The sequence below is a fragment of the Sphaerospermopsis reniformis genome (assembly GCF_005402885.1).
Classification (GTDB): Bacteria; Cyanobacteriota; Cyanobacteriia; order Cyanobacteriales; family Nostocaceae; genus Sphaerospermopsis; species Sphaerospermopsis kisseleviana.
Map to the genome: position 1 here is coordinate 1 of NZ_BJCE01000062.1, position 24,854 is coordinate 24,854.

Sequence of the window (24,854 nt, forward strand, 5' to 3'; positions counted from 1 at the left end):
CTTTCAAAGTACCAGTTAGCAACATTGGAAATACGCGCCACCTGTATTTTACTTGTAGCATTGACGTAGCAGCAGAGAATTTTCCCCGATTGCTCCGGTGGTAGAGAATCTAATATTTGAGCCATAACTGCTGAGGAGCTTTTACGCCACAATTTTACATTACACAACCAAAACTAACATCGGATGATCCCCATTTGCTGTAACTGCGACTACCAACTGAAATTTTCTGCATCATTTCTATCTAAAGTCATGTTTTTTTGGAAAAAAAATTGGTAAGTATATCTTAATTTTTGCATTATTATACATTTTCAACTAAATTTCTTTAGTTTTGCTGTTCCCCCTCTGTGAACTTAACAACCTTGAAAGCTTGTCAGACAAGGCTACTAACCCCTGGCTTGCTGAGAAGTTGGTTTTTCAATTTTATCGATCTACTGATTTACATCTGCTAATTTGCAGGCGACAATCATCACTGAATCATTGACGCTCCCCGCCTTAAAAGGACGAGGATTCTTGTTTTAATGAGCAACCTTACCCAAACTTGTTACCAAATCTGAGTAGAGGGTCATCTCTCCACAAGCGTTAACCCTTCGACTGCGCTCAGGGTAAAAGTTTCCGTCCGCCCGACGGTACTTAAATCATAGCAAGTCTGTTTTAGTGCCTTCGCCAAAATATTGATTGCCGCATTATGGTCACGATCAAGAACGCACCCACAGTTACAAACATGAGTTCTCACTGACAGTGATTTTTTGACAATTTCTCCACAATTAGCACAATTTTGAGCAGTATATTGTGGGGCAACTGGTACAACCACACGCCCGTATATCTTCCCAAAATATTCTAGCCATTGAGTAAACAGCGACCAACTAACATCACTAATTGACTTGGCTAACTTGCTATTTTTAATCATATTTCTCACTTGCAGTTTTTCAAACGCCACTAAATCGTGAGATTTAACTACGCACAATGCTTGTTTTACAGCAAAGTCTTTACGCTGACGTGATACCTGCAAGTGTTTCCTAGCAAGACGGTTAATAGCTTTTTTGCGATTATTAGAACCTTTCTTTTTGCGACTAACTCTTTTTTGTAGCCGTTTCAAAGATTTTTCTGACTTCTGCAAATATCTGGGATTATCAACTTTATTCCCTTGAGAATCCGTATAGAAGCTATTTAAACCAACATCTAATCCAACCGTTTTACCTGTGGGAGTAGTGTCAATTTTTCGTTCTGCATCTACGCAAAACTGCACATAATAACCGTCAGAACGTTTAACTATTCTGACTCTCTTTATTTGCTTGATTTGGTAGAAGTGTAAATCCCAAGTTCCAATTAACTTTAGTTGACCTATGCCACATTTATCTATAAATTTAATGTGCTTACGGTCATCTAAGAGTTTCCATCCAGTTGATTTATATTCAACTGAACGGTTATTTTTTTGAAATTTAGGATATCCCTTTTTACCAGGGATTTTAGCCTGACAATTATCAAAGAATCGTTTAATTGCAAAAGCTGTTCTTTCTGCTGCTGCTTGTCTAGCCATTGAATTTAATTTCTCAGCAAAATCAAATTCCGACGCTAATACAGCAGTATACTTATTCAGGTCGTAGGGTTTAACATTTTGATTGTCCATCCAAAACCGTAGGCACTTATTACGAATGAACTGGCTTATCCGTATAGCCTCATCAATTCTTTGATATTGCTGTTTTGTGCCTTTGGCTTTGAACTCGAAAACAATCATTGTTAATTACCAGTTCGACCTACTCCAAAAATAGCATTATTTAGGGAAAATGTCAATCCCTAAGCAGCTTCAGGATTATGACTGCTCCACGCATGGGCAGTGCGTTCGCCTACATCCACTGTTCCTTAGCACGGTAAAATATCTTCGCCACGCTCAGATACTTTACCTCAGTGGTTTTGGCTCACTCGATTTTCTTATAAACTCAATGTTATGGTAAAGATATATGAAATTTTCTTCATAAACTTTATCTATTGCTAACCATCAATGATTCTGATGCCCAGCAATCTTACCTTTTCTCACTCTTCCTGAAAGTAAATTTGCCAATATCAAAAACTGGCTCAAATGTCAAGCAAAATATTGGTAAATTAAGATTAACACCACAAACCCACAGGTTCAGACCAGATATTTCTCTAGTTTTCCCCTACAAATTGGCAAGATGGCAGTTGAAACAACCATGATGGAAAATCGAATCCTTTACGTTCGCCTTCCTTGTAACCCCATCTTTCCCATTGGGGTTGTTTACCTGAGTGATCACGTCCACAAACTATTCCCTAACATCGAACAAAAAATATTTGATTTAGGAACAGTACCACCCCTGGACTATAGCAGCGCCCTAGATCGCTGTATTGACGAATTTAAACCCACACTCCTAGTCTTTTCTTGGCGAGATATTCAAATCTATGCACCAGTAGGAGGTAGAGGTGGCAACCCCCTACAAAACGCCTTTGAATTTTACTATGCCAAAAACCCATTCATTAAATTACGGGGTGCATTAGGCGGGTTGCGGATCTTCATCGCCTACTATGTAGAACTATGGCGCAACTTGGGATTAATCAAAAGCGGTTTAAAACGCGCCCAAAGATATCATAACCAAGCCCGTGCAGTTGTTGGTGGTGGTGCAGTCAGCGTATTTTATGAACAGTTAGGAAAAAGCCTACCTTCAGGAACAATAATTTCCGTAGGTGAAGGGGAAACCCTACTTACAAAATACCTCAGTGGCCAAGAATTTCGGGATGAACGTTGTTATGTAGTGGGAGAAAACCAACCCCGTCAACGCCTGATCCATGAACAACCCACACCCCTAGAAAAAACCGCTTGTAACTACGACTACATAGAAACCATCTGGCCAGAAATTAACTACTACCTGCAAGATAAAGATTTCTATATTGGTGTACAAACCAAGCGCGGTTGTCCCCATAACTGCTGTTATTGTGTGTACACAGTAGTTGAAGGTAAGCAGGTACGCATTAATCCCGCCGATGAAGTTGTAGCCGAGATCCGCCAACTATATAATCGCGGTGTCCGTAACTTCTGGTTTACCGATGCTCAATTTATCCCCGCCCGCAGATATATTGATGATGCAATAGAGCTATTGCAAAAAATAGTTGATTCTGGCATGACAGATATTAACTGGGCGGCCTATATTAGAGCAGACAACTTAACACCAGAACTGTGTGAGTTGATGGCCAAAACCGGGATGAATTATTTTGAAATCGGCATTACTAGCGGTTCTCAAGAACTGGTACGGAAAATGCGGATGGGTTACAACCTGCGGACTGTACTGCAAAACTGCCGTGACTTGAAAGCAGCAGGTTTTAATGATATGGTTTCCGTCAATTACTCATTTAACGTCATTGATGAGCGTCCCGAAACCATCCGCCAAACTATAGCCTATCATCGAGAACTAGAACGGATTTTTGGCGCGGATAAAGTTGAACCTGCTATTTTCTTCATTGGACTGCAACCCCATACCCACCTGGAAGAATATGCTTTTAAAGAAGGTATCCTCAAACCAGGGTATAATCCTATGAGTTTGATGCCCTGGACTGCCAAAAAACTACTTTGGAATCCAGAACCATTAGGATCATTTTTCGGAGAAGTCTGTTTACAAGCTTGGCGACAAAACCCCAACGACTTCGGTAGGGAAGTAATGAAAATCTTAGAAGCAAGATTAGGTTGCGCTGAGTTGGAAACAGCACTGACAGCCCCAATTGTGGAAAAAACTGAGAAACAATTGGCTAGTGTAAACTGAGTGTGTATGAGGTGACAGGTGACAGGTGACAGGTGACAGGTGACAGTAAGAAGGCAAGAGGCAAAAGGCAAGAGTTTATTCTTACCAACTACCAGTCACCAATCCCCAGTCACCAATCCCCAATCCCCAATCACCAATCACCAATCACCAAAATTCCATGTTACAAGGTTCAATTCTCCAACAATTAGAAACAGCCTATCGTCATAGCAATAGACCTATTCGCTTTGGCGTGTATTATAAAAATACCTTAGTGGCTTTATGTCATGCTTTAGAAGACCATATTTTAAGTAAAGAAGATCAACCAATAGTAATTACCTGCTTTCAAAGAGGCAAATGGTATCTGCAAGAAGCCCAAAGATATGCAGATATTGCCAAGTGCAGCCGGGAAATTGCAATTATGGCTACCAGTGATGCCGGTTTTGCTGAACATCCCACCAGTCAACTAGCAAATGTAGATTTAGTACCACTACAAACATCTGATCCAGTATCCCAAGAATGGCACTTGATGATTCTGTCTCCACAATACACATCAATGGTAATTTGTCAAGAATTATCAGATGAAGATTATGGAGTTACAGGACTACCGGGGTCAGATTTAGAGCGCAAATTCTATGGAATGTGGACATTTGAGCCGGATGTAGTTCTGAAAGCCGCCGAGATAGCGATCGCCCACATCGAAAAATACAACCCAGAACTAGCCCAAAAACTGACCCAGCATAAACAAGCAATCAAAGCAGAAATAGCTTCACCAGAGGAGATTGGGAAAGTCGTTTCCCTGGTCATTGACTACCTAAAAAGTGGTGAAAATACTTTATCCTATCCTACAGCCACACGCCAAAACACTTTGAGTTCCAACTTGGTTTCTAACGAAGTCCAGGCATTTTTGCGGATGGCACAATTAATAGACATAGCAGATATTCAAAATCCCATGGCCGCCGCCGAAGTAGCTGCGATCGCCGAAATCATGGGACAATTACTAGAACTACCCGCATGGCAAATTAAAAGATTACGTCTAGCTGGGTTACTACATCGAATCGATCCACTGCAACAAACCGAAAGCATCCTCACATCCCCCAAAAAGCCCACAGAACAAGTAGCAGGACCAATTTGTCCCCTAGTTCCAGGAGCGCAGGTATTACGGACAATGCCCCAACTCAGAGCGATCGCCCAAATTATTACCCATCAAACCGAATGGTGGAATGGCACAGGAGAACCAGCAGGTTTAACAGGTGAAGAAATTCCTTTAGAATCAAGAATATTAGCAATAGCAGCAGACTTTCAATGGCGAGTCAGTCAGCAAAAATACTCAGATCAAAGTGGACAAAATATCTTTGCTAATGCCCTAGAACAATGTCGACACCAACAATCTACCCGTTTTGACCCTAAACTCATAGATACCCTATCTTTGTTAGTTATGGGTTTACAACAGGGACTGGACTTACCCATCATGTCACCCAAATTTAGTAGTAGTATGTGGTTGATTGATTCTCGCTGGAACAGTCAAGAATTAAAAATTAAAAATTAAAAATTAAAAATTAAAAATTCACCCATGAACATAGAAGCGATTAAATTAGGAAAAATTACACAACTCCCAGGATCAGACTTAGAAGACGAGGATTTATCTCAACTTGATTTAAGCCGCATTAATTTAGCCGGTTCCACCCTCATTGGCACTAACTTTACAGGTTCTAAGCTGGAAGGCGCACATTTTGAAGGTGCAAATTTAATGGGTGCAAGCTTGCTAGAAACTGATTTGCGGGCTAACTTAATGGGAGCTAACTTAATGCAAGCAGACTTAACCAGCGCCGATCTGCGAGGCAGCAACTTGCGTGGTGCTAACTTAATGGGTGCTACACTTAATGATGCTTCTTTAGCCGGTGCTTTTTTAAGTGGTGCTAATTTGATGAGTGTAAACTTACAAGGTGTTGACTTACGTAGTGCTGACTTACGTGGTGCAAACCTCACAGGAGCAAATCTCAAAGGTGCAGATTTGAGTCGCGCTGATTTGCAAGGGGCAACATTAAGTCAAGCCAATCTGGAAGAAGCCGATTTACGAGGAGCTAACTTAGCAGGGGCAAATTTAACTGGAGCAAATTTACTTTGTGCAGAATTAGAAGCTGCAAATTTAATCGGTGTCAATCTAGTTCAGGCTTGTTTGGTGGGTACAATCCTGGAAATTCTTCCTGAATAATTTTATTTGCCAAGGAATTTAATTTCAGGTAAACTTCAACTCTAACTCACCAATGACTAGTCAAAAAAGATATTTTCTTATATATTATGAATGATTCATTTAGTCGCCTTCAAGAATGGCTCACAGTATTTGCCTATTTAGGATTTACTTTATTTATTATTTGGCGAATTTTTACGGCACAAAATAAATAATAAATCAGTCCCTAGTTTCCTAATTACGGGATAAACTACCTGAAATATAAACTCAACACATTGATACTAAGGAACATAACAATGGCGCTGATTGATGGTCTTGCTGATGATAATAAAAGACAGACACTTTTAGTTGATTTGACAAATTTATTAGATACTCAAGTTGCTGCTACAAGTGGTATTTCTGGGATGGCGATCAAAACTGGATATGCAGTTATTAAAGGAATTAGTCCAGGATACTGTGCTGGTGCAATTGAGCGTCTTTTACCAGAATCTTTCGCTGCACTAGAACCTATCTGGGAAGAAGGTTTAAATACAGGTGATGCTGTCGGATATCTTAGTCAAAATCGTTCTCGTACAGCAGATTTATTGCTGAGTATTACTGATATTCGGATTCAGAAAAGCAGTAACTCTACTATCAAAGGTGTTTATAATAAACTCCGCAGTTCAGTCAAAAAAAATGTGGAAGACGCTGTACCTAGTTTAGCTCAAGTCATTGATAAATACACTAAAAACTAAGCTACAACTATTGTGGGGTAGGCATACTTCGACATAGTTCGACTCCGCACTTCGACTTACTTCGACTGCGCCCTTCGACACCGCCCTTCGACACCGCCCTTCGACACCGCCCTTCGACACCGCCCTTCGACTGCGCCCTTCGACTGCGCTCAGGACAGGCTCAGGACAGGCTCAGTACAGGCTCAGTACAGGCTCAGTACAAGCTCACTAACCGCTCAGTACAAGTCTTGCCCCCCACATTTATTAAGAAAATACGCTATCATTTATTAAAAAAACTACAAATCATTTCCCCAGGACTATTATCTTTGAATAGCGTCACATTTCCATCTTTATTTACCTTAAATTTACCCCGACAGTTATAAACTTCCATTGGTGTTTTTTTACCATTAATACTTACAGATGCTCGATATTCCCAATATTTTTTAGCACTGCGTTTAATACTCAAAATACAAATTTCTTGCCCTTGATAATTCCTACATACTGTTGCTAAAGCTGGAGATGTAAAAGGAAAAGAACAAGCAAAAATGAAAACCAGCAGCATCACAAAATATTTAATCATTATTAAATTATCAACTATCAATTATCAACTATCAATTCCTCTTCATCCACAAAGCTAGTCCACCCATAAATAATACCCCCATTATTCCCTGTAAAGGATTATTATTTACACCTGTCACCCAGTCAGGAACAACTCCCGAATATTTTGTTAATTCTCCCACGTTAATAATATAATAACCCCAAACCAAACCACCATGTAAACCAATCGGTAAACCTAAACGCCCTCTTTTACCAAGCTTTCCCCATACTTGCGTTAACCCTAATAATACTAAAGCCGGAAATTGTGGTAAAGTATAAATGATTGCTGCTAACGGTTTAATAAAATGGGCAACGGCAAATAAAATGGCATTTATCCAAGCTGCTAAATTTAAATTGTAATCTCGCTCTAACTCATCCCATAACCAACCACGAAATAATAATTCTTCCGCAAAACCAACACCGAAACCAACCAGTAAACCTTCTAAAATTATTTTGACTAAAAACACTTTTGGTTGTTGCCACAATAACCAACCCAACCAACCCTGTAAACTAAATACTATTAAAATACTAATTAATCCTATACTTAAACCCTGCACAAAATCTATGCCATTTAGGTGGGAAAATTCTAACCCATAATGTTTTAATATCTGAGGTTGTTGATAAACTTTCTTACCCCATAACTTCAGTAGAAAAATAAACTCTGCATAAAGTAGTACCATTGTCAAGATACTTTCTAAATTAGTATCTTCAACCAGTAAATATATTGGTACTGCAAAAGGCAACCATAACACCAATAAACACAATATAAAACAACCCACCCTAACAGGGGCGGGACTTTGGGAAATTTGAGATAGATTAATTTTTTTCATGAATTAGTCAAATATCATCAGTCAACACTATACTACTAATTAAGTAATGACCAGTGACTAATAACTAATGACCAATAACTATTCATCTGGTTCAATGGTACTGCTCAAACCATGATTTTTTAAAGTTTCACAATAAAATTCAGCGTGTTCTAAAGCACAGGTGATTACTAAAGCTAATCCGTTGTTGTGAGCTTCCATCATGATACTAACAGCTTGGGGCTGGGTAATACTCGGCACTGTGGTCATTAGCACTTGAACTACATACTCCATAGAGTTGAAGTCATCGTTATGGAGTAGAACGCGATACCGAGGCGCGAGCTTGCGAGTTGTGGAAGGCTTTTGAATAGTTTCTACTGACACTGCTCTTTGCTCTTTGATCGTGAATTTACTACAATATTATTTTTGTTAAACATCATGCTTAACAGTTGTTTATTTACATTATAACATTTTTGTTTTGATTCCAGCTAGAAAAATTCTCACTGTGTGGTTATAACTGGTAATTAGAATTAAAAAATTCCAATTATAATCATAATACTACAGCAATATTACTTTTAAAATGAAGAAAAATACTACAAAGTTTTTGCCTCATCTTCTGCTGCTATGGATATTAGCCCCAACTTTCAACCAGGACAAATAGTGTCTTTAGATTATGGCAACAGAAACCTTTATGCTGAAGTCATTCAAGTTGTGACTGATCGTGATGTATGCTGGGTGCGTCCTTTACTACTGGCTAACTTCACCCACGAACTACCCCTGATAACTGATCTGCGAGATGCGTCTGACTTGTTATGGCCTGTCAAATTATTTCGGACTGCTTTAGATACAGAAGTGATTAGTCTACTGAGTCAACTTTTACCAAAAGAACCAAAAGCTGACACAGATACGGTTGCCCAACAGCAACTAAATCAGTTTATCCACCAGCTTTGGCAAGCGTGCCAAGATGCTCAAGAATTGTGAATTTATTCAGAAAAACTAACAGTTACTAGCCCCAGCGTGGAACTAACTGCACTCGTCCAGCGTCCATCTCTGCCATTAACAATTCTAGAGCTTCGTAGTCCACGTCAGATATATAACCTAATTGAGTCAGTTCTGAGTTAATTTCATTTTCGATTTCTGGCGTTAATTTTTTGATGTGCAACGCTTTCTCTACCAGTTGACGAATGGCATATTGTGTGTTCATAAAAAATCACTCACCTTTAATTGTTACCCATTATCCAAGATTGGTATCGGTATAAAAAGTGATCTAGCTATCTATAAATTAGTGATCTAGATCACAAGCAAACGGTAATTTTGGCTTAAATCCACAGAGTGATAGCTATTCCCAGGTTTAGTATCATGACGACAGAAGATTAATCTGCATTTTGGCTGTCTATGTAGATTGTTTTTTAACCCAAGGAAAAAAAATGTATTTATATATACATTTCGCCTTGTAGTTATAACAATCTTTAAACAAAAGTCACAAAGCAATAAAGCAATAAAGATTTAATAAAGGAATCAGGAATCAGGAGTCAGGAGTCAGAAGTCAGAAGTCAGAAGTCAGGATTGAGGATTAAGAATTACACAGATGAATGATTAATTCAGATCGGAAATAGGTTTAATTATGTTGATCTACTTAATATAGTTCTAATTTACTGTGAACAATTGACCTGAAAGACAGAATAAATGCTAAGTTGAAAGAGATAAGTTGTAATTTAAGTTAGCTAAAAGATAGCAAAGTGGCTGTTTTAGTAGAGCAATTAATAACATCGGATATTTTAAAACCTGCCCGTTACCTGGGTAATGAGCGTTTAGCAGTACATAAACCTTGGGATGCGGCAACTGTACGTTGGGTGTTAACCTACCCAGAAGTTTATGAAGTCGGTGCTTCTAATTTGGGGCATATCATCCTGTATAACATTTTGAATGTCCAACCAAATCAGTTGTGCGATCGCGCTTATCTCCCAGCACCAGACTTGGGCGCAAAACTTCGCAACAACCAAATACCCCTGTTTGCAGTAGAGTCAAAACGGGCATTAACAGAGTTTGATATTCTGGGTTTTAGCCTCAGTTATGAACTAGGGGCAACCAACATCCTGGAAATGTTAGATTTAGCAGGAATACCCCTGACTTGGAAAGAAAGGAGTTCAGAAGGTTCTTCTTCCCAGTCACCAGTCACCAGTCACCAATATCCATTAATTTTCGCAGGTGGACAAACTGCCACATCTAACCCTGAACCTTACGCGGATTTTTTTGATTTTATTGCTTTGGGTGATGGTGAGGAACTATTGCCAGAAATTGGTTTAGTGATCGCCGAAGGAAAAGCAGCAGGTTTAAGTCGGGAAGAACTATTATTAGACTTGGCACAGATTCCCGGTGTTTACGTGCCACAATTTTATGAAATGGGCGAAAATGGCGCGGTTAAACCTTTGCGTCCTGATGTTCCTGAACGGATCATTAGAAGAGTTGCTACACCCATTCCCGCTTATTCTATTGGTTTAGTACCTTATGTAGAAACGGTACACGATCGCCTAACCATAGAAATTAGAAGGGGTTGTACCCGTGGTTGTCGGTTTTGTCAACCAGGAATGTTAACCCGTCCTGCAAGAGATGTAGAACCAGAAAAAGTGGTAGAAGCGATCGAAGCAGGAATGCGGGCAACCGGTTACAATGAATTTTCCCTGTTATCTTTGAGTTGTTCTGATTATCTATCCTTACCCGCAGTGGGGATGGAAATCAAAAACCGCTTAAAAAATGAGAATATTAGCCTGTCCTTACCTTCTCAACGAGTAGATAGATTTGATGAGAATATCGCTAATATTTTAGGAGGTACAAGACAAGGAAGCTTGACTTTTGCGCCTGAAGCCGGTACTCAACGGATGCGGGATATTGTCAATAAAGGTTTAACCAACGAAGAATTATTACGAGGAGTAAAAACAGCTTGGGAACAAGGTTGGGATAAAATCAAGCTGTATTTTATGATTGGTTTACCAGGAGAAACGGACGCGGATGTTTTGGGAATAGCGGAAACAGTCAGATGGTTACAGCGAGAATGTCGGGGTCAAGGTAGGAGACCGATCAGTTTTAACCTGACAATTTCCAATTTTACCCCCAAACCCCACACACCTTTTCAATGGCATTCCGTTTCTACTGCTGAGTTTGCCCGCAAGCAAGATTTGTTAAGACAAGAATTTCGGCGTATTCGTAATGTAAAGGTGAATTTTACGGATATTCGCCTTTCTGCGATGGAAGACTTTATAGGCAGGGGCGATCGCTCTTTAGGAAAAGTCCTCCTTCGTGCTTGGCAACTCGGTGCAGGAATGGACTCTTGGTATGACAGTGTAGAAACAGCTTTCAAGGCTTGGGGAGAAGCAATTGCCGAAGCTGGACTAGATTGGAAATATCGTCAGGTGGAGAATGGGGAATGGAATCTGTTTTCTTTAGGTAACGAAGAACAAGAAAAACTGTCACCTGTCACCTGTCACCCCTTCGGAGTTCGCCAGTCGCTTATGGGGGAAACCCCCAAGACCGCGCTGGCTCACCTGTCACCTTCTTCACCTCTGGATCTGCCCTTACCTTGGGATCATATTGATACAGGGATTGATAAAAAGTGGCTGCAAGAGGACTTAAAACGCGCTCTAGAAGCTGCTGTTGTTCCTGACTGCTCTTTTGAAGGTTGTTCCCATTGTGGTGTCTGTGGCACTGATTTCGGTCATAATATCGTTATAGAACCACCTGCAATTCCTCAGTTTGTCGGTGATTTTGTCCCCAATACCACCAAAGCACAACGGTTAAGGGTTTGGTTTGGGAAACAAGGTGATATGGCTTTAGTCAGTCACTTGGATTTAATGCGCCTGTTTGATAGAGTGATGCGAAGGGCAGGTTTACCAGTAGCTTTTACTGGTGGGTTTCATCCCCATCCCCGTATTGCTTTAGCTAGTGCTTTATCCTTGGGAAGTACCAGCAGTGGGGAAATAGTTGATTTTGAACTCACTCAACCGATGGATGTAGAAGATTTTCGCACCCAATTGGTAAGTCAACTACCGTCAGATATCCCCATCTACAGAATAGAAGAAATAGATTTGAAAGCACCCGCAGCTAACCAAGCTATGAAAGCAGCGGAATATTTGCTCACTATTTCTACACCCGGAAATGTGGAAGCTGACAAATGGCAAGATTGGATTGTGGCTATACTGGATCAAGATGAGATTTTGTCAGAGGTTATGACTAAATCAGGTAAACAGCAGAGCATAAATCTACGCGATCGCTTGTTTGAAATAGATTTAGTGCAGGTGAACACATCTCCAGCCGAGTCTCAAGCTATCTTGCGTTATTTGGGTAGCTGTCGTCATGACGGTGTGATCTTGCGTCCTGAGCAAATATTGTCTATACTAGAAATAGTGGCTGGTGCAGAATTTCATCTCTTGCATATCCACCGCAATCGGCTAGTTTTAGAAACATAATTCCTCAAGGGTAACTTGCTAGTAGTTACCCGGAATAAGCATATTCATAGGAATTGATTTTTAGCAAGGTTGCGCTAGAATAAAGTGAAGAGAAATTTTCTGGCGCTGCGTTGAATAATCTGATTCACTACCCTGATCATCAGGGAGTGCAAGCAAAAATAATGAGAGTGTAGTTTCTAGGATTGTATCCGAAACAACTAAGGCAGGTGAAAATACACTCTCTCTATAGCTACCTAGTGAATCAGTGACTAACAATAGCTTTACGCCTAGTCTCTAACTCTATGCTTTTTACAACACCTGTACCAATACCAAAACCCCAGATGGTCGAGGTAGTGGTTCAGAAATCATCAACCATAGACGGTTGATGTAATTACTGAAAACTCATGCAACGGTTCTGGAATAATCAGGCGTGTAAACGCAATTACAGTATTGTTAACAGCTTTCAATTATGGGAAGCTATGTCAGAGAAAGAAATTTTTATTACCAGTAGCGCCTTGTAGGGCTACCAGTAGGGGGCTAGAGGTATAAAATAAGCTCCTTGTAATCCCCATTGGTGCTGCCAATTTTTGAGGAACTTGAATGCCAAAACAAATTATTATCGCAGAGCAGCATCAAATTGCTGCCGTATTTTCGGAAGATCAAATACAAGAACTCGTTGTTGCCACTGGTCATCATCAAATTGGTGATATATACTTAGGCGTAGTAGAAAATGTATTACCTGGTATAGACGCAGCCTTCGTCAATATCGGCGATCCAGAACGCAACGGTTTTATTCATGTTACTGACTTGGGTCCGTTGAAAATAAAACGTAGTTCCGCAGCCATTACTGAACTGCTGACACCACAGCAAAAAGTATTGGTGCAGGTGATGAAAGAGCCAACGGGAACAAAAGGACCAAGGCTTACAGGTAACATTACCCTTCCAGGACGTTATGTAGTATTAATGCCCTATGGTAGAGGTGTGAATCTATCCCGGCGAATTAAAAGTGAAAGTGAGCGTAACCGCCTCCGCGCCCTGGCAATTTTAATTAAACCTGCGGGTATGGGTGTACTGGTGCGAACAGAAGCCGAAGGCAAACCAGAGGAAGCAATAATTGAAGACTTAGAATTGCTACAAAGACAATGGGAAGTCATTCAGCAGGAAGCAGTCTCTACCCGCGCTCCTGCTTTGCTCAACCGAGATGATGACTTTATCCAGCGTGTATTGCGGGATATGTACGGTGCAGATGTGAATCGGATTGTAGTTGATTCCAGCACTGGGTTACGACGAGTTAAACAGTATTTACAAAACTGGAGTGGCGGTCAAACACCACAAGGTGTATTAATTGATCATCACCGCGATCGCTCACCCATCTTAGAATACTTCCGCATTAATGCTGCTATTCGTGAAGCTTTACGCCCAAGAGTAGATTTACCTTCTGGTGGTTACATTATTATTGAACCCACGGAAGCATTAACAGTAATTGACGTTAACTCTGGTTCTTTCACCCGTTCCGCCACAGCTAGAGAAACCGTTCTGTGGACTAACTGCGAAGCGGCGACAGAAATTGCCCGTCAACTCAGACTCAGGAATATTGCTGGTGTGATTGTAGTTGATTTCATTGATATGGAATCACGACGCGACCAACTGCAAGTTTTAGAACACTTTAATAAAACCCTTAAAGCAGACAAAGCTCGTCCCCAAATTGCCCAACTGACCGAGTTAGGTTTAGTAGAACTTACCCGCAAACGCCAAGGTCAAAATATTTATGAATTGTTTGGCGAAACTTGCCCCACCTGTGGCGGTTTAGGACATACTGTACGTTTACCAGGGGAAATAGAAAACCGGATGCCCATCCCCGCAGCAGACATACCAGATCGGTTTACACCCACACCTCAAAGAGAAGTGAAAACACCATCTGCGCGCCTCCCAGAAATCAGGGAAACTAGGGACATTTATGATGGCTTTAGCGAGGGTTTTGAAAGTGATTCTGAGGTTGGCCAGTTGATCAACCATCCCAGTTATCAAGAATTGGGTGACAACAAACGTCGTACCCGCACCCGTCGCAGTCGCATCGGTATCAATGGCATTAATGGCAAAGATGAAGTCAGGTCTGGTAATTCATTGGGATTTGGCAATGATTTAGATTTAGACTTGGATGGTGACAATGAGCTAACCCCCACATCGGAAATTCCCTCTCTTCTCTCAGATCCTCTCCGGGAAAGAGAAGCTATGCGAACCCCCACTCTTGGTAAAGGTGGTTGGGAAAGACCAGAGCGAACCAAAATGAAGATAGAGCCGGTTAAACCAGTTGTAGAACCGCCCCAGATTATTTCCGTGGAAATGACAGACCAGGAACAAAAGATGTATGCTGAAATGGGCATTTCTCCGGCTGTGAAGTTAGAGTCAGAGGTTAAAAATGCCAAATCTGTGATTTTTAACATTGTTCAACCTGGACAAACACCAAATAGCGCAACGGAATCTACCTCAGAATCCACATTTCCCGAAACAATTACATCTGAATTTACCAGAGTCAAAATGCCAACACCAAAAGTTGAGGTAGAAGAACCATCCTTGTTGCCAAAATCCAGAATTGAGCCGCCTCTGGAAGATTCTAAATCCATAGGATTTGACTCTTTGACAGATGATGAGGAAATAATCAATAGCACTTCTATTCCTAATCGCCGTCGTCGCCGTCGTTCTTCCGCACTGGAGGACAGTTAACCGCTTTTATGGTAGAGACACAGCCAACACCTGCATCTGTTTTGTCAACTACACCTTTGGGCGAATCAAGTTGGTGGGAATTTTCCATAGGTTTAGATATTCATGGGTTGGTTGCTGGTGTGGATGAAGTGGGGCGTGGTGCGTTATTTGGTCCTGTAGTTGCGGCCGCAGTGATATTACCGCCAGCAGCTTTGCCACAACTGATGGCTTTGAAAATTAACGACAGTAAAAAGTTGTCTAGTTCTCGTAGAACTCAGTTAGCACAGCAAATTGCTGAACTGGCTTTAGACTGGAAAATTGGTTATGCTGCTACTGCGGAAATTGACAAGCTCAATATTTTGCAAGCAACACTGTTAGCAATGAAGCGGGCTATACTGAAGCTAAAGGTACAGCCCGCACTTTGCTTAGTTGATGGTAATCAGATGGTAAAGGATTTGAATATACCGCAACAAACTATTGTCAATGGAGATGGGCGATCGCTCAACATTGCAGCTGCTAGTATTATGGCTAAAGTTTGGCGTGATGATTTAGTTTTGCGTTTGGCATCTAAGTATCCAATGTATGACATAGAAAACAATAAGGGTTATGGCAGCCCGCGACATTTGCTGGCTTTGCAAAAATACGGTCCATCACCCTTACATCGTCTCTCTTTTCGTCCTTGTCAACTCAGGTGATTGGTAATTGGTAATTGGTAATTGGTAATAGCTGATTAAAAAACATAAAATTGATTACCCAGTCACCAGTCACCAGTCCCCAGTCCCCAGTCCCCAGTCACCAGTCACCAGTCACCAGTCACCAACCACCAATCATTCAAAATTTAACAATCCCATTTCTGTATTATCACTAGCAATTTCTTTTATTTGTGTTTGTGATATTACCCAATGGCGATAATCAGCGAGGAGGTGATGTAATAATCTTTGTTTAATGGTCAACAACACGCTTTTAAGTAAACCGTTCCCTGTGGTTTCCAAAATGGACTTGGGAGTGAGGGAAAATGGGTGAGGAATATCTACCAACACTTCTAGATCGGCTTTTCCTTGTAGCCTTGTGTCATTACCATTGTGGTAAGGTGATAAATACCCTTTTAAATTGAGAGCAAAACGCTGGTTAATATACTCAAAACCTCTGATTTCACACCCTACAGAACGTAAATAAATTGTTCCGTGGGCATCCGCCCAAACTCTCATATCTACAGTAGGTTGAATACTTAAAGACATAAAAGCCAGAGGACGCATTTTCAAGCGAAACACTTCCTCAGATAACTGCTGAATCATACTATTGTCAGCTAATGTTCTCACTAGACGTTGAGGCTGACGCAAGTAGTGCTGAATAGGGATAGGTTGCTTGGGGACAAGAATTTCGACCGATTGAGAGGCAGTAAACTTGGTAGCCATGAGTAGATTATAGCAATATGTTTTATTGTAATATTTTTTAATAAACTATATTGGTTTGCATAAAATCAACAAATTTATTCATAATCACTTAAAAAAAGGCAGAAGGTAGGGGTTTAGCACTGCTAAACCCGTACAGGAATCAGGATACAGAGAAGAAAAATTTTTTCCTTGCTTCCTGTAATCTAAGTACAAATCTAAAATCTAAAATCTAAAATCTAAAATCTAAAATTGTCATGAAAAAATGTGAACCTGCGGCGATCGCATATTTAGGACCACCAGGAACTTACTCAGAACAAGCTGCTTCTTTTTATCTCAATTGGCTAAAAAGCAATCAAGAGATAGAAGCTACCTTATCACCTTATCCTACTATTGCCAAATCATTACAAGCGGTAGCTACAGAACAAGCTGATATAGCTGTTGTACCTGTAGAAAATTCCATTGAAGGCAGCGTCAGCATGACAATGGATAGCCTGTGGCAGTTAGACAGCTTGCGAATAAAACTGGCTTTGGTTCTACCAATCAATCATGCGTTAATTTCCTGTGCTAATCAATTAGAGAATATTAAAATAGTTTATTCCCATCCCCAAGCATTAGCACAATGTCAAAGTTGGTTGGCCAAATTTCTGCCCAATGCCAATTTAATAGCCAGAAATTCTACTACTGAAGCACTACAAGGACTACCGCAAGCACCGGAAACAGCAGCAATTTCTTCTCAGAGAGCCGCCCAACTTTATAATTTACCTATTCTCGCTAGTAGAATTAACGACTATCCTGACAACTGTACACGCTTTTGGGTAGTGGCTAAAGAAAGTACGGAAAATAATGGTTTCAACCCTACTCACACATCCTTAGCTTTTAGTGTACCTGCAAATCTTCCTGGTGCATTAGTTAAAGCTTTAGAAGTATTCGCCCATCTAGGAATCAATCTCAGTCGGATTGAATCTCGTCCTACTAAGCGTTCCTTGGGAGAATATTTATTTTTCATTGATGCAGAGGCGGCAGTCAGTTCACCATTAATGAATTCAGCTTTAGCAGAATTAAACAGTTCTACGGAAGTGCTAAAAATTTTTGGTAGTTATAGTGTCTTGACAGTTACCGATTAATATCATCTTCTGCTAATAACTTATAGCTTAGCTGGTAATTGATGTTTAAGTAGGGTTTGCTGAATAAAAAAGTAAAGTTGCCCAAAAGCTTTTTACCTCCTGCCTTCTGCCTCCTGCCTCCTGCCTTGTCATGACGACAATTTTCAACGCCCACCTACTTACCAATTACCAATTACCCATTACCCATTACCGGCAAAACACAATAGTTGATGATTAGCCCATATTACTAAAAGTGTCTTTAAGAACAGAACGTGCTGCCAGATGATTGCGAGTAGAAGTCAAAATTTCTGCTTCTCTTTGTAAGCGAGCAGATGTGTCTTGTAGTTCTAACAATGCTTGCTGTTCAGGAGCTACACCATAAAGGTTACTTGCCACCCAGTAAGATAGCTCTGTTGGTAAATCAGGTAAATCTTCTGGCAGTTCGATATCTTTTTCAGTTAATTTAGCTGAAAGACGGACAACATCTCGCAGTAGCTGTTCTACATCAGCAGCTAAAGGTCGCAAGTCCTGAGACGGGGGATGGTCTTCAATCCATTCTACTAAACCAACACGATAGGGCTTTTCACGAACATACTCTAAAACTCGAAACCTTTGCTGTCCCAAAGTTAACATTTCCATCCGGTCGTCTGGTAATCGCTGGTAATGAATAATTTCCGCACAGCAACCGACATTAGCAATAGTACCTTGGATGGGATCGACCATCACAACTCCAAATCTGCGATCGCCTTCCAAAATCGTGTTCATCATGATGCGGTAGCGAAATTCAAATATATGTAGGGGTAATGGTCTGGTGGGAAACAGCACCACTTCGGGTAACGGGAACAGAGGTAGTTCACGGACGGCAATTTTTGAAGAAGATGTCATTGTTAGGTGGGTATCAAGTTTATTCTTATTTATTCTGAAAATATATTTTTTTACTTTTACTGTCGCCGTACTTTGTTTATATTTTATCATTTGTTTGATAGCTATTGAAAAACCCTAAGAAAATTTCTCTTAGGGCTGGGTTAATATTCATACATAAAAATATTCCATGTAGATTTTCAGTTATCAGTGGGAAAAGGCAACAGGCAAAAGGAAAAAGAAGACTAATATTGATCTCTCTTCCCTATTCCCTATTCCCTATTCTCTATTTCCTGTTCTAATTAAAGTTTGACTTCGATATCTACACCAGATGGTAAATCCAACTTCATCAGCGCATCAATAGTTTTAGAAGAAGGCTGGTAAATATCAATAATCCGACGATGGGTGCGGGTTTCAAAATGCTCACGGGAGTCTTTATCTACGTGAGGTGAGCGCAGCACGCAATATATCTTCCGTTTTGTGGGTAAAGGAATCGGTCCGATAGCTGTAGCGTTAGTACGGTTAGCTGTATCTACAATCTTCTCGCAAGATGTATCCAATAAACGTCGGTCAAAAGCCTGTAAGCGAATTCTAATCTTCTGCTGCTGTAAAGTTGCCATCTTTAGTTTTCCAGGTTCTGTGAATTTTAGATTTTAGATTTTAGATTTTAGATTTTAGATTTTAGATTTTAGATTTGAGAAACAAACAAGAATCATAAATTAAAATCCAAAATTGCTAAAGGGAAGATAAAAGAGCAGAGACGTACTTTTCCAATCTCTGCTCTTAATTACAAAGACAAAAAGGTACTACTTGATGATTTTAGAAACGACACCAGCACCAATAGTCCGGCCACCTTCACGAATCGCAAAGCGCATACCTTGCTCAATCGCGATCGCGTTGATCAGTTCCACTGTCATTTTGATGCGATCGCCTGGCATTACCATTTCTACTGCGCTACCATCATCAGCGGTATAGCTTTGAATTGTGCCAGTTACATCAGTTGTCCGTACATAGAACTGAGGACGATAACCTGCGAAAAATGGTGTTTTCCGACCACCTTCTTTCTCAGTCAAAACGTAAACTTCACCTTCAAATTGAGTGTGAGGTGTAATAGAACCAGGCTTGGCAATTACCATTCCACGCTCGATGTCTTCTTTTTTGAGACCACGTAGCAATACACCAGCGTTATCTCCAGCCATACCTTCTTCGAGACTCTTCTTGAACATCTCGATACCGGTTACAGCCGTACTCCGGGTATCTTTGAGTCCAATTATCTCAACTGTATCGCCAACCTTAACTTTACCACGTTCAATCCGGCCAGTAGCCACTGTACCACGACCTGTGATGGTGAATACGTCTTCTACTGCCATCAAGAAGGGTTTATCAACATCACGCTCAGGAGTGGGGATGTAGGAATCTACAGCATCCATCAATTCGTAGATTTTATCTACCCAGGGATTTTCTCCTTTTTGGAGTTTAGGATTCTTAGTCATTGCTTCCAAAGCTTGTAGACCAGAACCTTTGATAATGGGGATGTCATCACCGGGGAAATCATAGCTAGTAAGTAGTTCCCGCAGTTCCAGTTCTACTAATTCCAGAAGTTCTGGGTCATCCATCAAATCTTCTTTGTTCAAGAAGACAACCAAGCTGGGAACACCTACTTGTTTTGCCAACAGGATGTGTTCACGAGTTTGGGGCATAGGACCATCAGTAGCAGCCACTACAAGGATACCACCGTCCATTTGTGCCGCACCTGTGATCATGTTTTTCACATAGTCAGCGTGTCCGGGGCAGTCTACGTGAGCATAGTGCCGAGATTCGGTTTCATACTCAACGTGAGCGGTGTTGATGGTAATACCCCGTGCTTTTTCTTCGGGTGCGTTGTCAATTTGGTCGTAACCCTTAGCTGTAGCCTGACCCATAGCTGCCAAGGTCATGGTAATGGCTGCTGTTAAAGTAGTTTTACCGTGGTCAACGTGGCCAACAGTACCGATATTAACGTGAGGTTTTTTTCTGTCAAACTTTTCGCGTGCCATGTATACTCGTTTCCTTTTTTAATTAAGCGTTCCCTTTGCTTTTAGCAATGATAGTTTCAGCCACGCTGCGAGGCACCTCTTCATAGTGGCTGAATTCCATCGTGAAGATACCTCGGCCTTGGGTCTTAGACCGGATATCTGTGGCGTAACCAAACATAGTCGCTAGTGGAACTTTGGATGTCACCTTAGCGATTCCCTGTTCAGTGATTTGGTTTTCAATCTGTCCTCTACGGGAGATTAAGTCACCTATGACAGTTCCCATAAAGTCTTCGGGAACTTCTACTGCAACTTTCATCATAGGCTCTAAGAGGACTGGTGAAGCTTTCAGCACTGCCTCTTTCATCGCCATTGAACCGGCAATTTTGAAAGCCATTTCCGAAGAGTCTACATCGTGGTAGGAGCCGTGAACTAACGTTGCTTTCACGTCAATTAGTGGATATCCAGCTAAAATACCAGATTCGCAGCTTTCTTTCATACCCTGCTCTGCGGGGCCTATATACTCTTTAGGTACTACGCCACCGACAATTTTAGAGACGAATTCAAAGCCAGTGCCTGGGTCTCCTGGTTCTAAATTGATCACAACGTGACCGTATTGACCTTTACCACCACTTTGACGGATGAATTTGCCTTCTACGTTGGTAACTGTTTTCCGAATGGTTTCGCGGTAAGCTACCTGTGGCGCACCAACATTCGCTTCTACCTTGAATTCCCGTAACATCCGGTCTACTAGAATTTCCAGGTGTAACTCTCCCATCCCCGCAATCACGGTTTGGTTAGTTTCTGGATCAACACTGACACGGAAGGTAGGATCTTCTTCTGACAAAGATTGTAGTGCCTTTGACAGCTTATCCATGTCGTTCTTGGTTTTGGGTTCAACCGCTACGGAGATCACAGGCTCAGGAATGAACAGGGATTCCAGAATAACTGGTGATCCTTCATCACATAAAGTGTCACCTGTCAAGGTGTCTTTTAGTCCCAAAGCTGCACCTAAGTCACCTGCCCGCAGTTCTTCGACATCTTGTCGTTCATCTGCTTTCATCAGCACTAGGCGGGAAATCCGTTCTTTCTTGTCTTTACTGGCGTTCAGGACGTAGCTGCCTTTTTTCAATACACCAGAATAAACACGCACAAAGGTGAGGCGACCGTAGGGGTCAGCCATGATCTTGAATGCTAGAGCAGCTAGAGGTTCGCTGTCATCCGCCCGGCGCTCCACTGTCTCGCCATTTGGCAATAAGCCTTGAATTGGTGGTACTTCAATTGGTGCTGGCAGGTAATCTACAACTGCATCCAGCATCAACTGCACACCTTTATTTTTAAAGGCTGAACCACAAAGCACGGGTACAATTTTTCCCTCAATTGTACCTTTACGTAGGGCTGTACGGATTTCTTCTTCTGTAAGTTCTTCGCCCTCGAAGTACTTAGTCATCAGATCATCACTAGTTTCTGCTACCGCTTCTATTAACTTAGTGCGGTATTCTGCTACCTGTTCTTGTAGTTCAGCCGGAATTTCTGTTTCTTGAATATCGGTTCCTTGGTCGTTGGTGTAAATGTATGCACACATCCGCACCAAGTCAATGATGCCTTTAAAATCACTTTCGCTACCGATGGGCAGTTGAATAGCAATGGCATTTGCCCGCAGGCGATCGCGCATTTGCTCATGAACTCTATAAAAGTTCGCTCCTGTGCGATCCATCTTGTTGATGAAGGCAATGCGAGGTACTTTGTAGCGGTCAGCTTGCCGCCATACTGTCTCAGACTGAGGTTGAACACCACCAACAGAACAAAAGACAGCGATTACACCATCTAACACCCGCATGGAACGTTCAACTTCAATTGTGAAGTCCACGTGACCGGGAGTGTCAATAATGTTAATTTGATGATCTTTCCAGCTGGTACTAATCGCAGCGGCAGTAATGGTAATTCCTCGCTCCCGCTCCTGATCCATCCAGTCTGTTACAGCAGTTCCTTCGTGAACTTCACCAATTTTATGAATTATCCCAGAGTAAAATAATATTCTCTCTGTTGTTGTCGTTTTTCCCGCATCTATATGCGCCGCAATACCGATATTGCGTACTTTCTCTAGCGGGTTTGTGCGTGCCACAGTTACCTCCTATAATTTAGGACTCATGATATCTTGTATATTACTCTTTGTTAAGATTCTATACTTTTACGGAAAACCGTCTTGGGCAGAAAGTTGCCGATATACCGCTGGCAATTAGGCGATATATCGTTGCTCCACTTAGTAACGGTAGTGTGCAAATGCTTTGTTGGCTTCAGCCATGCGGTGAGTTTCTTCACGTTTGCGAATGGAACTGCCTGTTTCGTTAGCTGCGTCCATTAACTCATTTGCTAGTCTACTGGACATCGTACGACCTGGCCTAGACCTAGAAAATTGTACTAACCACCGCAGTGCTAGGGTAGTACCCCGATCAGAACGTACTTCCATTGGTACTTGATAAGTTGCACCACCTACTCTTCGAGCTTTGACCTCTACTAAAGGTGTGGCGTTGCGGACTGCTCTTTCAAATGTTTCCAGAGGATTGCCGCCTGTCCGTTCTTCAATAGTTTTTAAAGCATCATAAACAATTCTGGCAGCGAGAGATTTTTTGCCATGACGCATTACCCGTCGCATCATCATACTAACGAGGCGACTATTATACACTGAGTCAGGCGGAACAGGCCGCCTTTGACTAACACCACGACGAGACATACTTCATCCTTGAATTCGGAATTTGGCAACGAAATTATATGTTATCAGAACATAGAAATCTAAAAGCGGTGTGAGCAACCGCTTAAATTTCCTTGAGTTTTGGACTTAGTTGCTTTTAAGCTCAACTCATTAGTTTTTTTTACCCATACAAAAAGCTAACTAATGCTAACAAGCCTTGCTGCTTTTTCTTCCTGCTTCATCAGTTCGACTACGCTCACTGAACTCCTAGAAGTGTCGGCACTGTCCAGTCCACAGGCTTTCAGATTGGGTGTATCTCACCCTAATATTGAGTATTTAGGCTTGGTTATTACCTAAAATACCTATCAATAATGGTCTTTTTTCGGGTCTTCAAGTCTCAAGTTTTTCTGTTCATGAGCAGACATAAATCTTGAGCAAATGTGATCATTTGTTAGCTTTCGTTAGTAAAACACTAACCGGCTGTTAACCCTATACCATAAACAGAAGGCGACAACACTATCAACTCTAATATTTACATTAAAGTGTTGCTATTGCTTACAGTATTCTGCTTTTAAACTCTTACACTTGCTCGCTTAGTGCAAGTTATAGCTTAATTTCTTAAACAAGAATACACCGCTAGATTCTGTGTTTTATGGGGGCTGAAATTAGACGATTAATCGTTATTCATGCAATATTCATGCGATTAATCGCCTATTTCCTATTTTTTCGCTTCTTTTGGGCGCTTAGTTCCATATTTGGAACGTCCTTGCTTCCGGTCTTTAACTCCGGCTGTATCTAAGGTTCCACGAATAATGTGGTATCTCACGCCTGGTAAGTCTTTTACCCGACCACCACGAATCATCACAACAGAGTGTTCTTGCAAGTTATGGCCAATACCTGGAATGTAAGCTGTGACTTCAAATCCAGAAGTTAATCTGACCCTTGCTACTTTGCGGAGGGCTGAGTTTGGTTTTTTAGGGGTAGTCGTATATACTCTGGTGCATACTCCTCGACGTTGAGGACATTGTTTCAGAGCAGGAGACTTGGTTTTTTGACGCGCTAGTTCGCGTTCACTACGGATTAGCTGCTGTATTGTTGGCATGAGTGACAGCGCGTTAAGCTGCTTATGTTTTATTTTAACAAATCCTGATTATAGCGTTTTTTTGGTTTTTACGTCAATTATTTTTTAGGAGTTCAGGAGTCAGGAGTCAGGAGTCAGGAGTCAGGAGTCAGGAGTCAGGAGTCAGGAGTCAGGAGTCAGGAGTCAGGAGTCAGGAGAAAGAAGCATATTTATTCCCAGTCACCAATCACCTATGAAATAGAAAAAGAATTACCACAGCTACAGGTAGAAATGGCTATAGGGTTGTAGAAGCGAAAACCTCCACCCATAAGATCCTCTGAATAGTCCAGGGTCAAACCGTTAATATATTTTATGCTTTCTTTGTCTATGACTAATTGAATATTGTTAACGTCAAAAACCTGATCTTCAACTTTAACCGCTTCATCAAAGGAAATATCGTATAACCAACCCGAACAGCCACCTGGTTTCACCTGCAAGCGAAACAAGATATTTGGCTGTTGTTTGGATTTTAATCGC

General features: G+C 41.2%; 24 protein-coding genes. 10 read left to right on the plus strand and 14 right to left on the minus strand.

Going from position 1 to position 24,854, the window contains the following annotated elements; all coding sequences use genetic code 11:
• Positions 1-125 (minus strand): DUF1830 domain-containing protein (locus FFR48_RS11050; RefSeq protein ID WP_137667402.1); only part of this gene is annotated, 125 nt, incomplete at its 3' end.
• Positions 126-562: 437 nt separating this feature from the next.
• Positions 563-1,735: an RNA-guided endonuclease InsQ/TnpB family protein gene (locus tag FFR48_RS11055; RefSeq protein WP_201277606.1), complete on the minus strand. Its 1,173-nt coding sequence runs from the start codon at positions 1,733-1,735 to the stop codon at positions 563-565.
• Between the two features lie 436 nt (positions 1,736-2,171).
• Here FFR48_RS11055 and FFR48_RS11060 point away from each other — a divergent pair, with 436 nt between their 5' ends.
• From FFR48_RS11060 to FFR48_RS11075, 4 genes are all read left to right on the plus strand, one after another.
• Positions 2,172-3,767 carry a photosystem II high light acclimation radical SAM protein gene (locus FFR48_RS11060; protein WP_137667403.1) on the plus strand — a complete coding sequence of 532 codons (1,596 nt, stop codon included), beginning with the start codon at positions 2,172-2,174 and terminating at the stop codon, positions 3,765-3,767.
• A 157-nt stretch (positions 3,768-3,924) separates the two neighbouring features.
• Positions 3,925-5,292 carry a DICT sensory domain-containing protein gene (locus FFR48_RS11065; RefSeq protein WP_137667404.1) on the plus strand — a complete coding sequence of 456 codons (1,368 nt, stop codon included), beginning with the start codon at positions 3,925-3,927 and terminating at the stop codon, positions 5,290-5,292.
• Positions 5,293-5,316: 24 nt separating this feature from the next.
• Positions 5,317-5,958: a pentapeptide repeat-containing protein gene (locus tag FFR48_RS11070; RefSeq protein ID WP_137667405.1), complete on the plus strand. Its 642-nt coding sequence runs from the start codon at positions 5,317-5,319 to the stop codon at positions 5,956-5,958.
• Positions 5,959-6,230: 272 nt separating this feature from the next.
• Positions 6,231-6,668, plus strand: a complete 438-nt coding sequence (locus FFR48_RS11075) for a DUF6918 family protein (protein ID WP_096570138.1) — start codon at positions 6,231-6,233, stop codon at positions 6,666-6,668.
• A 259-nt stretch (positions 6,669-6,927) separates the two neighbouring features.
• Here the strand turns inward: FFR48_RS11075 and FFR48_RS11080 are convergent, their stop codons facing one another.
• The 3 genes from FFR48_RS11080 to clpS all read right to left on the minus strand — a co-directional run bounded on the left by FFR48_RS11080 (position 6,928) and on the right by clpS (position 8,434).
• Positions 6,928-7,227 carry a hypothetical protein gene (locus tag FFR48_RS11080; protein ID WP_137667406.1) on the minus strand — a complete coding sequence of 100 codons (300 nt, stop codon included), beginning with the start codon at positions 7,225-7,227 and terminating at the stop codon, positions 6,928-6,930.
• Positions 7,228-7,258: 31 nt separating this feature from the next.
• Positions 7,259-8,074, minus strand: coding sequence for a CPBP family intramembrane glutamic endopeptidase (locus FFR48_RS11085; RefSeq protein WP_137667407.1), 816 nt, complete (start codon positions 8,072-8,074; stop codon positions 7,259-7,261).
• 78 nt (positions 8,075-8,152) lie between these two features.
• On the minus strand, positions 8,153-8,434 hold the full coding sequence (clpS, locus tag FFR48_RS11090; protein ID WP_096570144.1) for an ATP-dependent Clp protease adapter ClpS: 282 nt from the start codon (positions 8,432-8,434) through the stop codon (positions 8,153-8,155).
• Between the two features lie 240 nt (positions 8,435-8,674).
• Here clpS and FFR48_RS11095 point away from each other — a divergent pair, with 240 nt between their 5' ends.
• Positions 8,675-9,031 (plus strand): hypothetical protein, encoded by a 357-nt coding sequence (locus FFR48_RS11095; protein WP_096570146.1) that lies wholly within the window; start codon positions 8,675-8,677, stop codon positions 9,029-9,031.
• 25 nt (positions 9,032-9,056) lie between these two features.
• On the opposite strand, the gene FFR48_RS11100 is transcribed toward FFR48_RS11095, so the two are convergent.
• Positions 9,057-9,254, minus strand: a complete 198-nt coding sequence (locus tag FFR48_RS11100; RefSeq protein ID WP_096570148.1) for a hypothetical protein — start codon at positions 9,252-9,254, stop codon at positions 9,057-9,059.
• 535 nt (positions 9,255-9,789) lie between these two features.
• Here FFR48_RS11100 and FFR48_RS11105 point away from each other — a divergent pair.
• The 4 genes from FFR48_RS11105 (at position 9,790) to FFR48_RS30070 (ending at position 16,063) form a co-directional block, all read left to right on the plus strand.
• A complete protein-coding gene (locus FFR48_RS11105; protein WP_137667408.1) occupies positions 9,790-12,513 on the plus strand; it encodes a TIGR03960 family B12-binding radical SAM protein in 2,724 nt (907 codons plus the stop codon).
• A gap of 579 nt (positions 12,514-13,092) precedes the next feature.
• Entirely contained in the window at positions 13,093-15,216 is a 2,124-nt protein-coding gene (gene rne / locus FFR48_RS11110; RefSeq protein WP_096570152.1) for a ribonuclease E, read from the plus strand.
• Positions 15,217-15,224: 8 nt separating this feature from the next.
• Entirely contained in the window at positions 15,225-15,890 is a 666-nt protein-coding gene (locus FFR48_RS11115; protein ID WP_137667409.1) for a ribonuclease HII, read from the plus strand.
• A 50-nt stretch (positions 15,891-15,940) separates the two neighbouring features.
• A complete protein-coding gene (locus tag FFR48_RS30070) occupies positions 15,941-16,063 on the plus strand; it encodes a hypothetical protein (RefSeq protein ID WP_268932429.1) in 123 nt (40 codons plus the stop codon).
• Here FFR48_RS30070 and FFR48_RS11120 read toward each other — a convergent pair.
• A complete protein-coding gene (locus FFR48_RS11120; protein WP_096570157.1) occupies positions 16,023-16,610 on the minus strand; it encodes a DUF1997 domain-containing protein in 588 nt (195 codons plus the stop codon). The genes FFR48_RS30070 and FFR48_RS11120 overlap by 41 nt on opposite strands.
• Before the next feature lie 233 nt (positions 16,611-16,843).
• Here FFR48_RS11120 and pheA point away from each other — a divergent pair, with 233 nt between their 5' ends.
• Positions 16,844-17,713 (plus strand): prephenate dehydratase, encoded by an 870-nt coding sequence (gene pheA / locus FFR48_RS11125; RefSeq protein WP_137667410.1) that lies wholly within the window; start codon positions 16,844-16,846, stop codon positions 17,711-17,713.
• Between the two features lie 213 nt (positions 17,714-17,926).
• Here the strand turns inward: pheA and FFR48_RS11130 are convergent, their stop codons facing one another.
• The 7 genes from FFR48_RS11130 to FFR48_RS11160 all read right to left on the minus strand — a co-directional run.
• Complete coding sequence (locus FFR48_RS11130) at positions 17,927-18,577, minus strand: LON peptidase substrate-binding domain-containing protein (protein WP_096570161.1); 651 nt, start codon at positions 18,575-18,577, stop codon at positions 17,927-17,929.
• A gap of 278 nt (positions 18,578-18,855) precedes the next feature.
• Positions 18,856-19,173 carry a 30S ribosomal protein S10 gene (rpsJ, locus tag FFR48_RS11135; protein WP_010998474.1) on the minus strand — a complete coding sequence of 106 codons (318 nt, stop codon included), beginning with the start codon at positions 19,171-19,173 and terminating at the stop codon, positions 18,856-18,858.
• A 186-nt stretch (positions 19,174-19,359) separates the two neighbouring features.
• Complete coding sequence (tuf, locus tag FFR48_RS11140) at positions 19,360-20,589, minus strand: elongation factor Tu (RefSeq protein WP_096570163.1); 1,230 nt, start codon at positions 20,587-20,589, stop codon at positions 19,360-19,362.
• A 22-nt stretch (positions 20,590-20,611) separates the two neighbouring features.
• Entirely contained in the window at positions 20,612-22,690 is a 2,079-nt protein-coding gene (fusA, locus tag FFR48_RS11145) for an elongation factor G (protein ID WP_096570165.1), read from the minus strand.
• Positions 22,691-22,828: 138 nt separating this feature from the next.
• Positions 22,829-23,299 carry a 30S ribosomal protein S7 gene (gene rpsG, locus FFR48_RS11150; protein ID WP_137667411.1) on the minus strand — a complete coding sequence of 157 codons (471 nt, stop codon included), beginning with the start codon at positions 23,297-23,299 and terminating at the stop codon, positions 22,829-22,831.
• A gap of 676 nt (positions 23,300-23,975) precedes the next feature.
• Positions 23,976-24,359, minus strand: a complete 384-nt coding sequence (gene rpsL / locus FFR48_RS11155) for a 30S ribosomal protein S12 (RefSeq protein ID WP_096570169.1) — start codon at positions 24,357-24,359, stop codon at positions 23,976-23,978.
• A gap of 209 nt (positions 24,360-24,568) precedes the next feature.
• Positions 24,569-24,854: HesB/IscA family protein (locus FFR48_RS11160; RefSeq protein ID WP_137667412.1), on the minus strand; the 286-nt coding region annotated here is incomplete at its 5' end.

Coding starts and splice junctions, on each gene's coding strand:
- FFR48_RS11055 (WP_201277606.1), bottom strand. CDS start 1,735: ATGATTGTTTTCGAGTTCAAAGCCAAAGGCACAAAACAGCAATATCAA.
- FFR48_RS11060 (WP_137667403.1), top strand. CDS start 2,172: ATGGCAGTTGAAACAACCATGATGGAAAATCGAATCCTTTACGTTCGC.
- FFR48_RS11065 (WP_137667404.1), top strand. CDS start 3,925: ATGTTACAAGGTTCAATTCTCCAACAATTAGAAACAGCCTATCGTCAT.
- FFR48_RS11070 (WP_137667405.1), top strand. CDS start 5,317: ATGAACATAGAAGCGATTAAATTAGGAAAAATTACACAACTCCCAGGA.
- FFR48_RS11075 (WP_096570138.1), top strand. CDS start 6,231: ATGGCGCTGATTGATGGTCTTGCTGATGATAATAAAAGACAGACACTT.
- FFR48_RS11080 (WP_137667406.1), bottom strand. CDS start 7,227: ATGATTAAATATTTTGTGATGCTGCTGGTTTTCATTTTTGCTTGTTCT.
- FFR48_RS11085 (WP_137667407.1), bottom strand. CDS start 8,074: ATGAAAAAAATTAATCTATCTCAAATTTCCCAAAGTCCCGCCCCTGTT.
- FFR48_RS11095 (WP_096570146.1), top strand. CDS start 8,675: ATGGATATTAGCCCCAACTTTCAACCAGGACAAATAGTGTCTTTAGAT.
- FFR48_RS11100 (WP_096570148.1), bottom strand. CDS start 9,254: ATGAACACACAATATGCCATTCGTCAACTGGTAGAGAAAGCGTTGCAC.
- rne (WP_096570152.1), top strand. CDS start 13,093: ATGCCAAAACAAATTATTATCGCAGAGCAGCATCAAATTGCTGCCGTA.
- FFR48_RS11115 (WP_137667409.1), top strand. CDS start 15,225: ATGGTAGAGACACAGCCAACACCTGCATCTGTTTTGTCAACTACACCT.
- FFR48_RS11120 (WP_096570157.1), bottom strand. CDS start 16,610: ATGGCTACCAAGTTTACTGCCTCTCAATCGGTCGAAATTCTTGTCCCC.
- pheA (WP_137667410.1), top strand. CDS start 16,844: ATGAAAAAATGTGAACCTGCGGCGATCGCATATTTAGGACCACCAGGA.
- FFR48_RS11130 (WP_096570161.1), bottom strand. CDS start 18,577: ATGACATCTTCTTCAAAAATTGCCGTCCGTGAACTACCTCTGTTCCCG.
- rpsJ (WP_010998474.1), bottom strand. CDS start 19,173: ATGGCAACTTTACAGCAGCAGAAGATTAGAATTCGCTTACAGGCTTTT.
- tuf (WP_096570163.1), bottom strand. CDS start 20,589: ATGGCACGCGAAAAGTTTGACAGAAAAAAACCTCACGTTAATATCGGT.
- rpsG (WP_137667411.1), bottom strand. CDS start 23,299: ATGTCTCGTCGTGGTGTTAGTCAAAGGCGGCCTGTTCCGCCTGACTCA.
- rpsL (WP_096570169.1), bottom strand. CDS start 24,359: ATGCCAACAATACAGCAGCTAATCCGTAGTGAACGCGAACTAGCGCGT.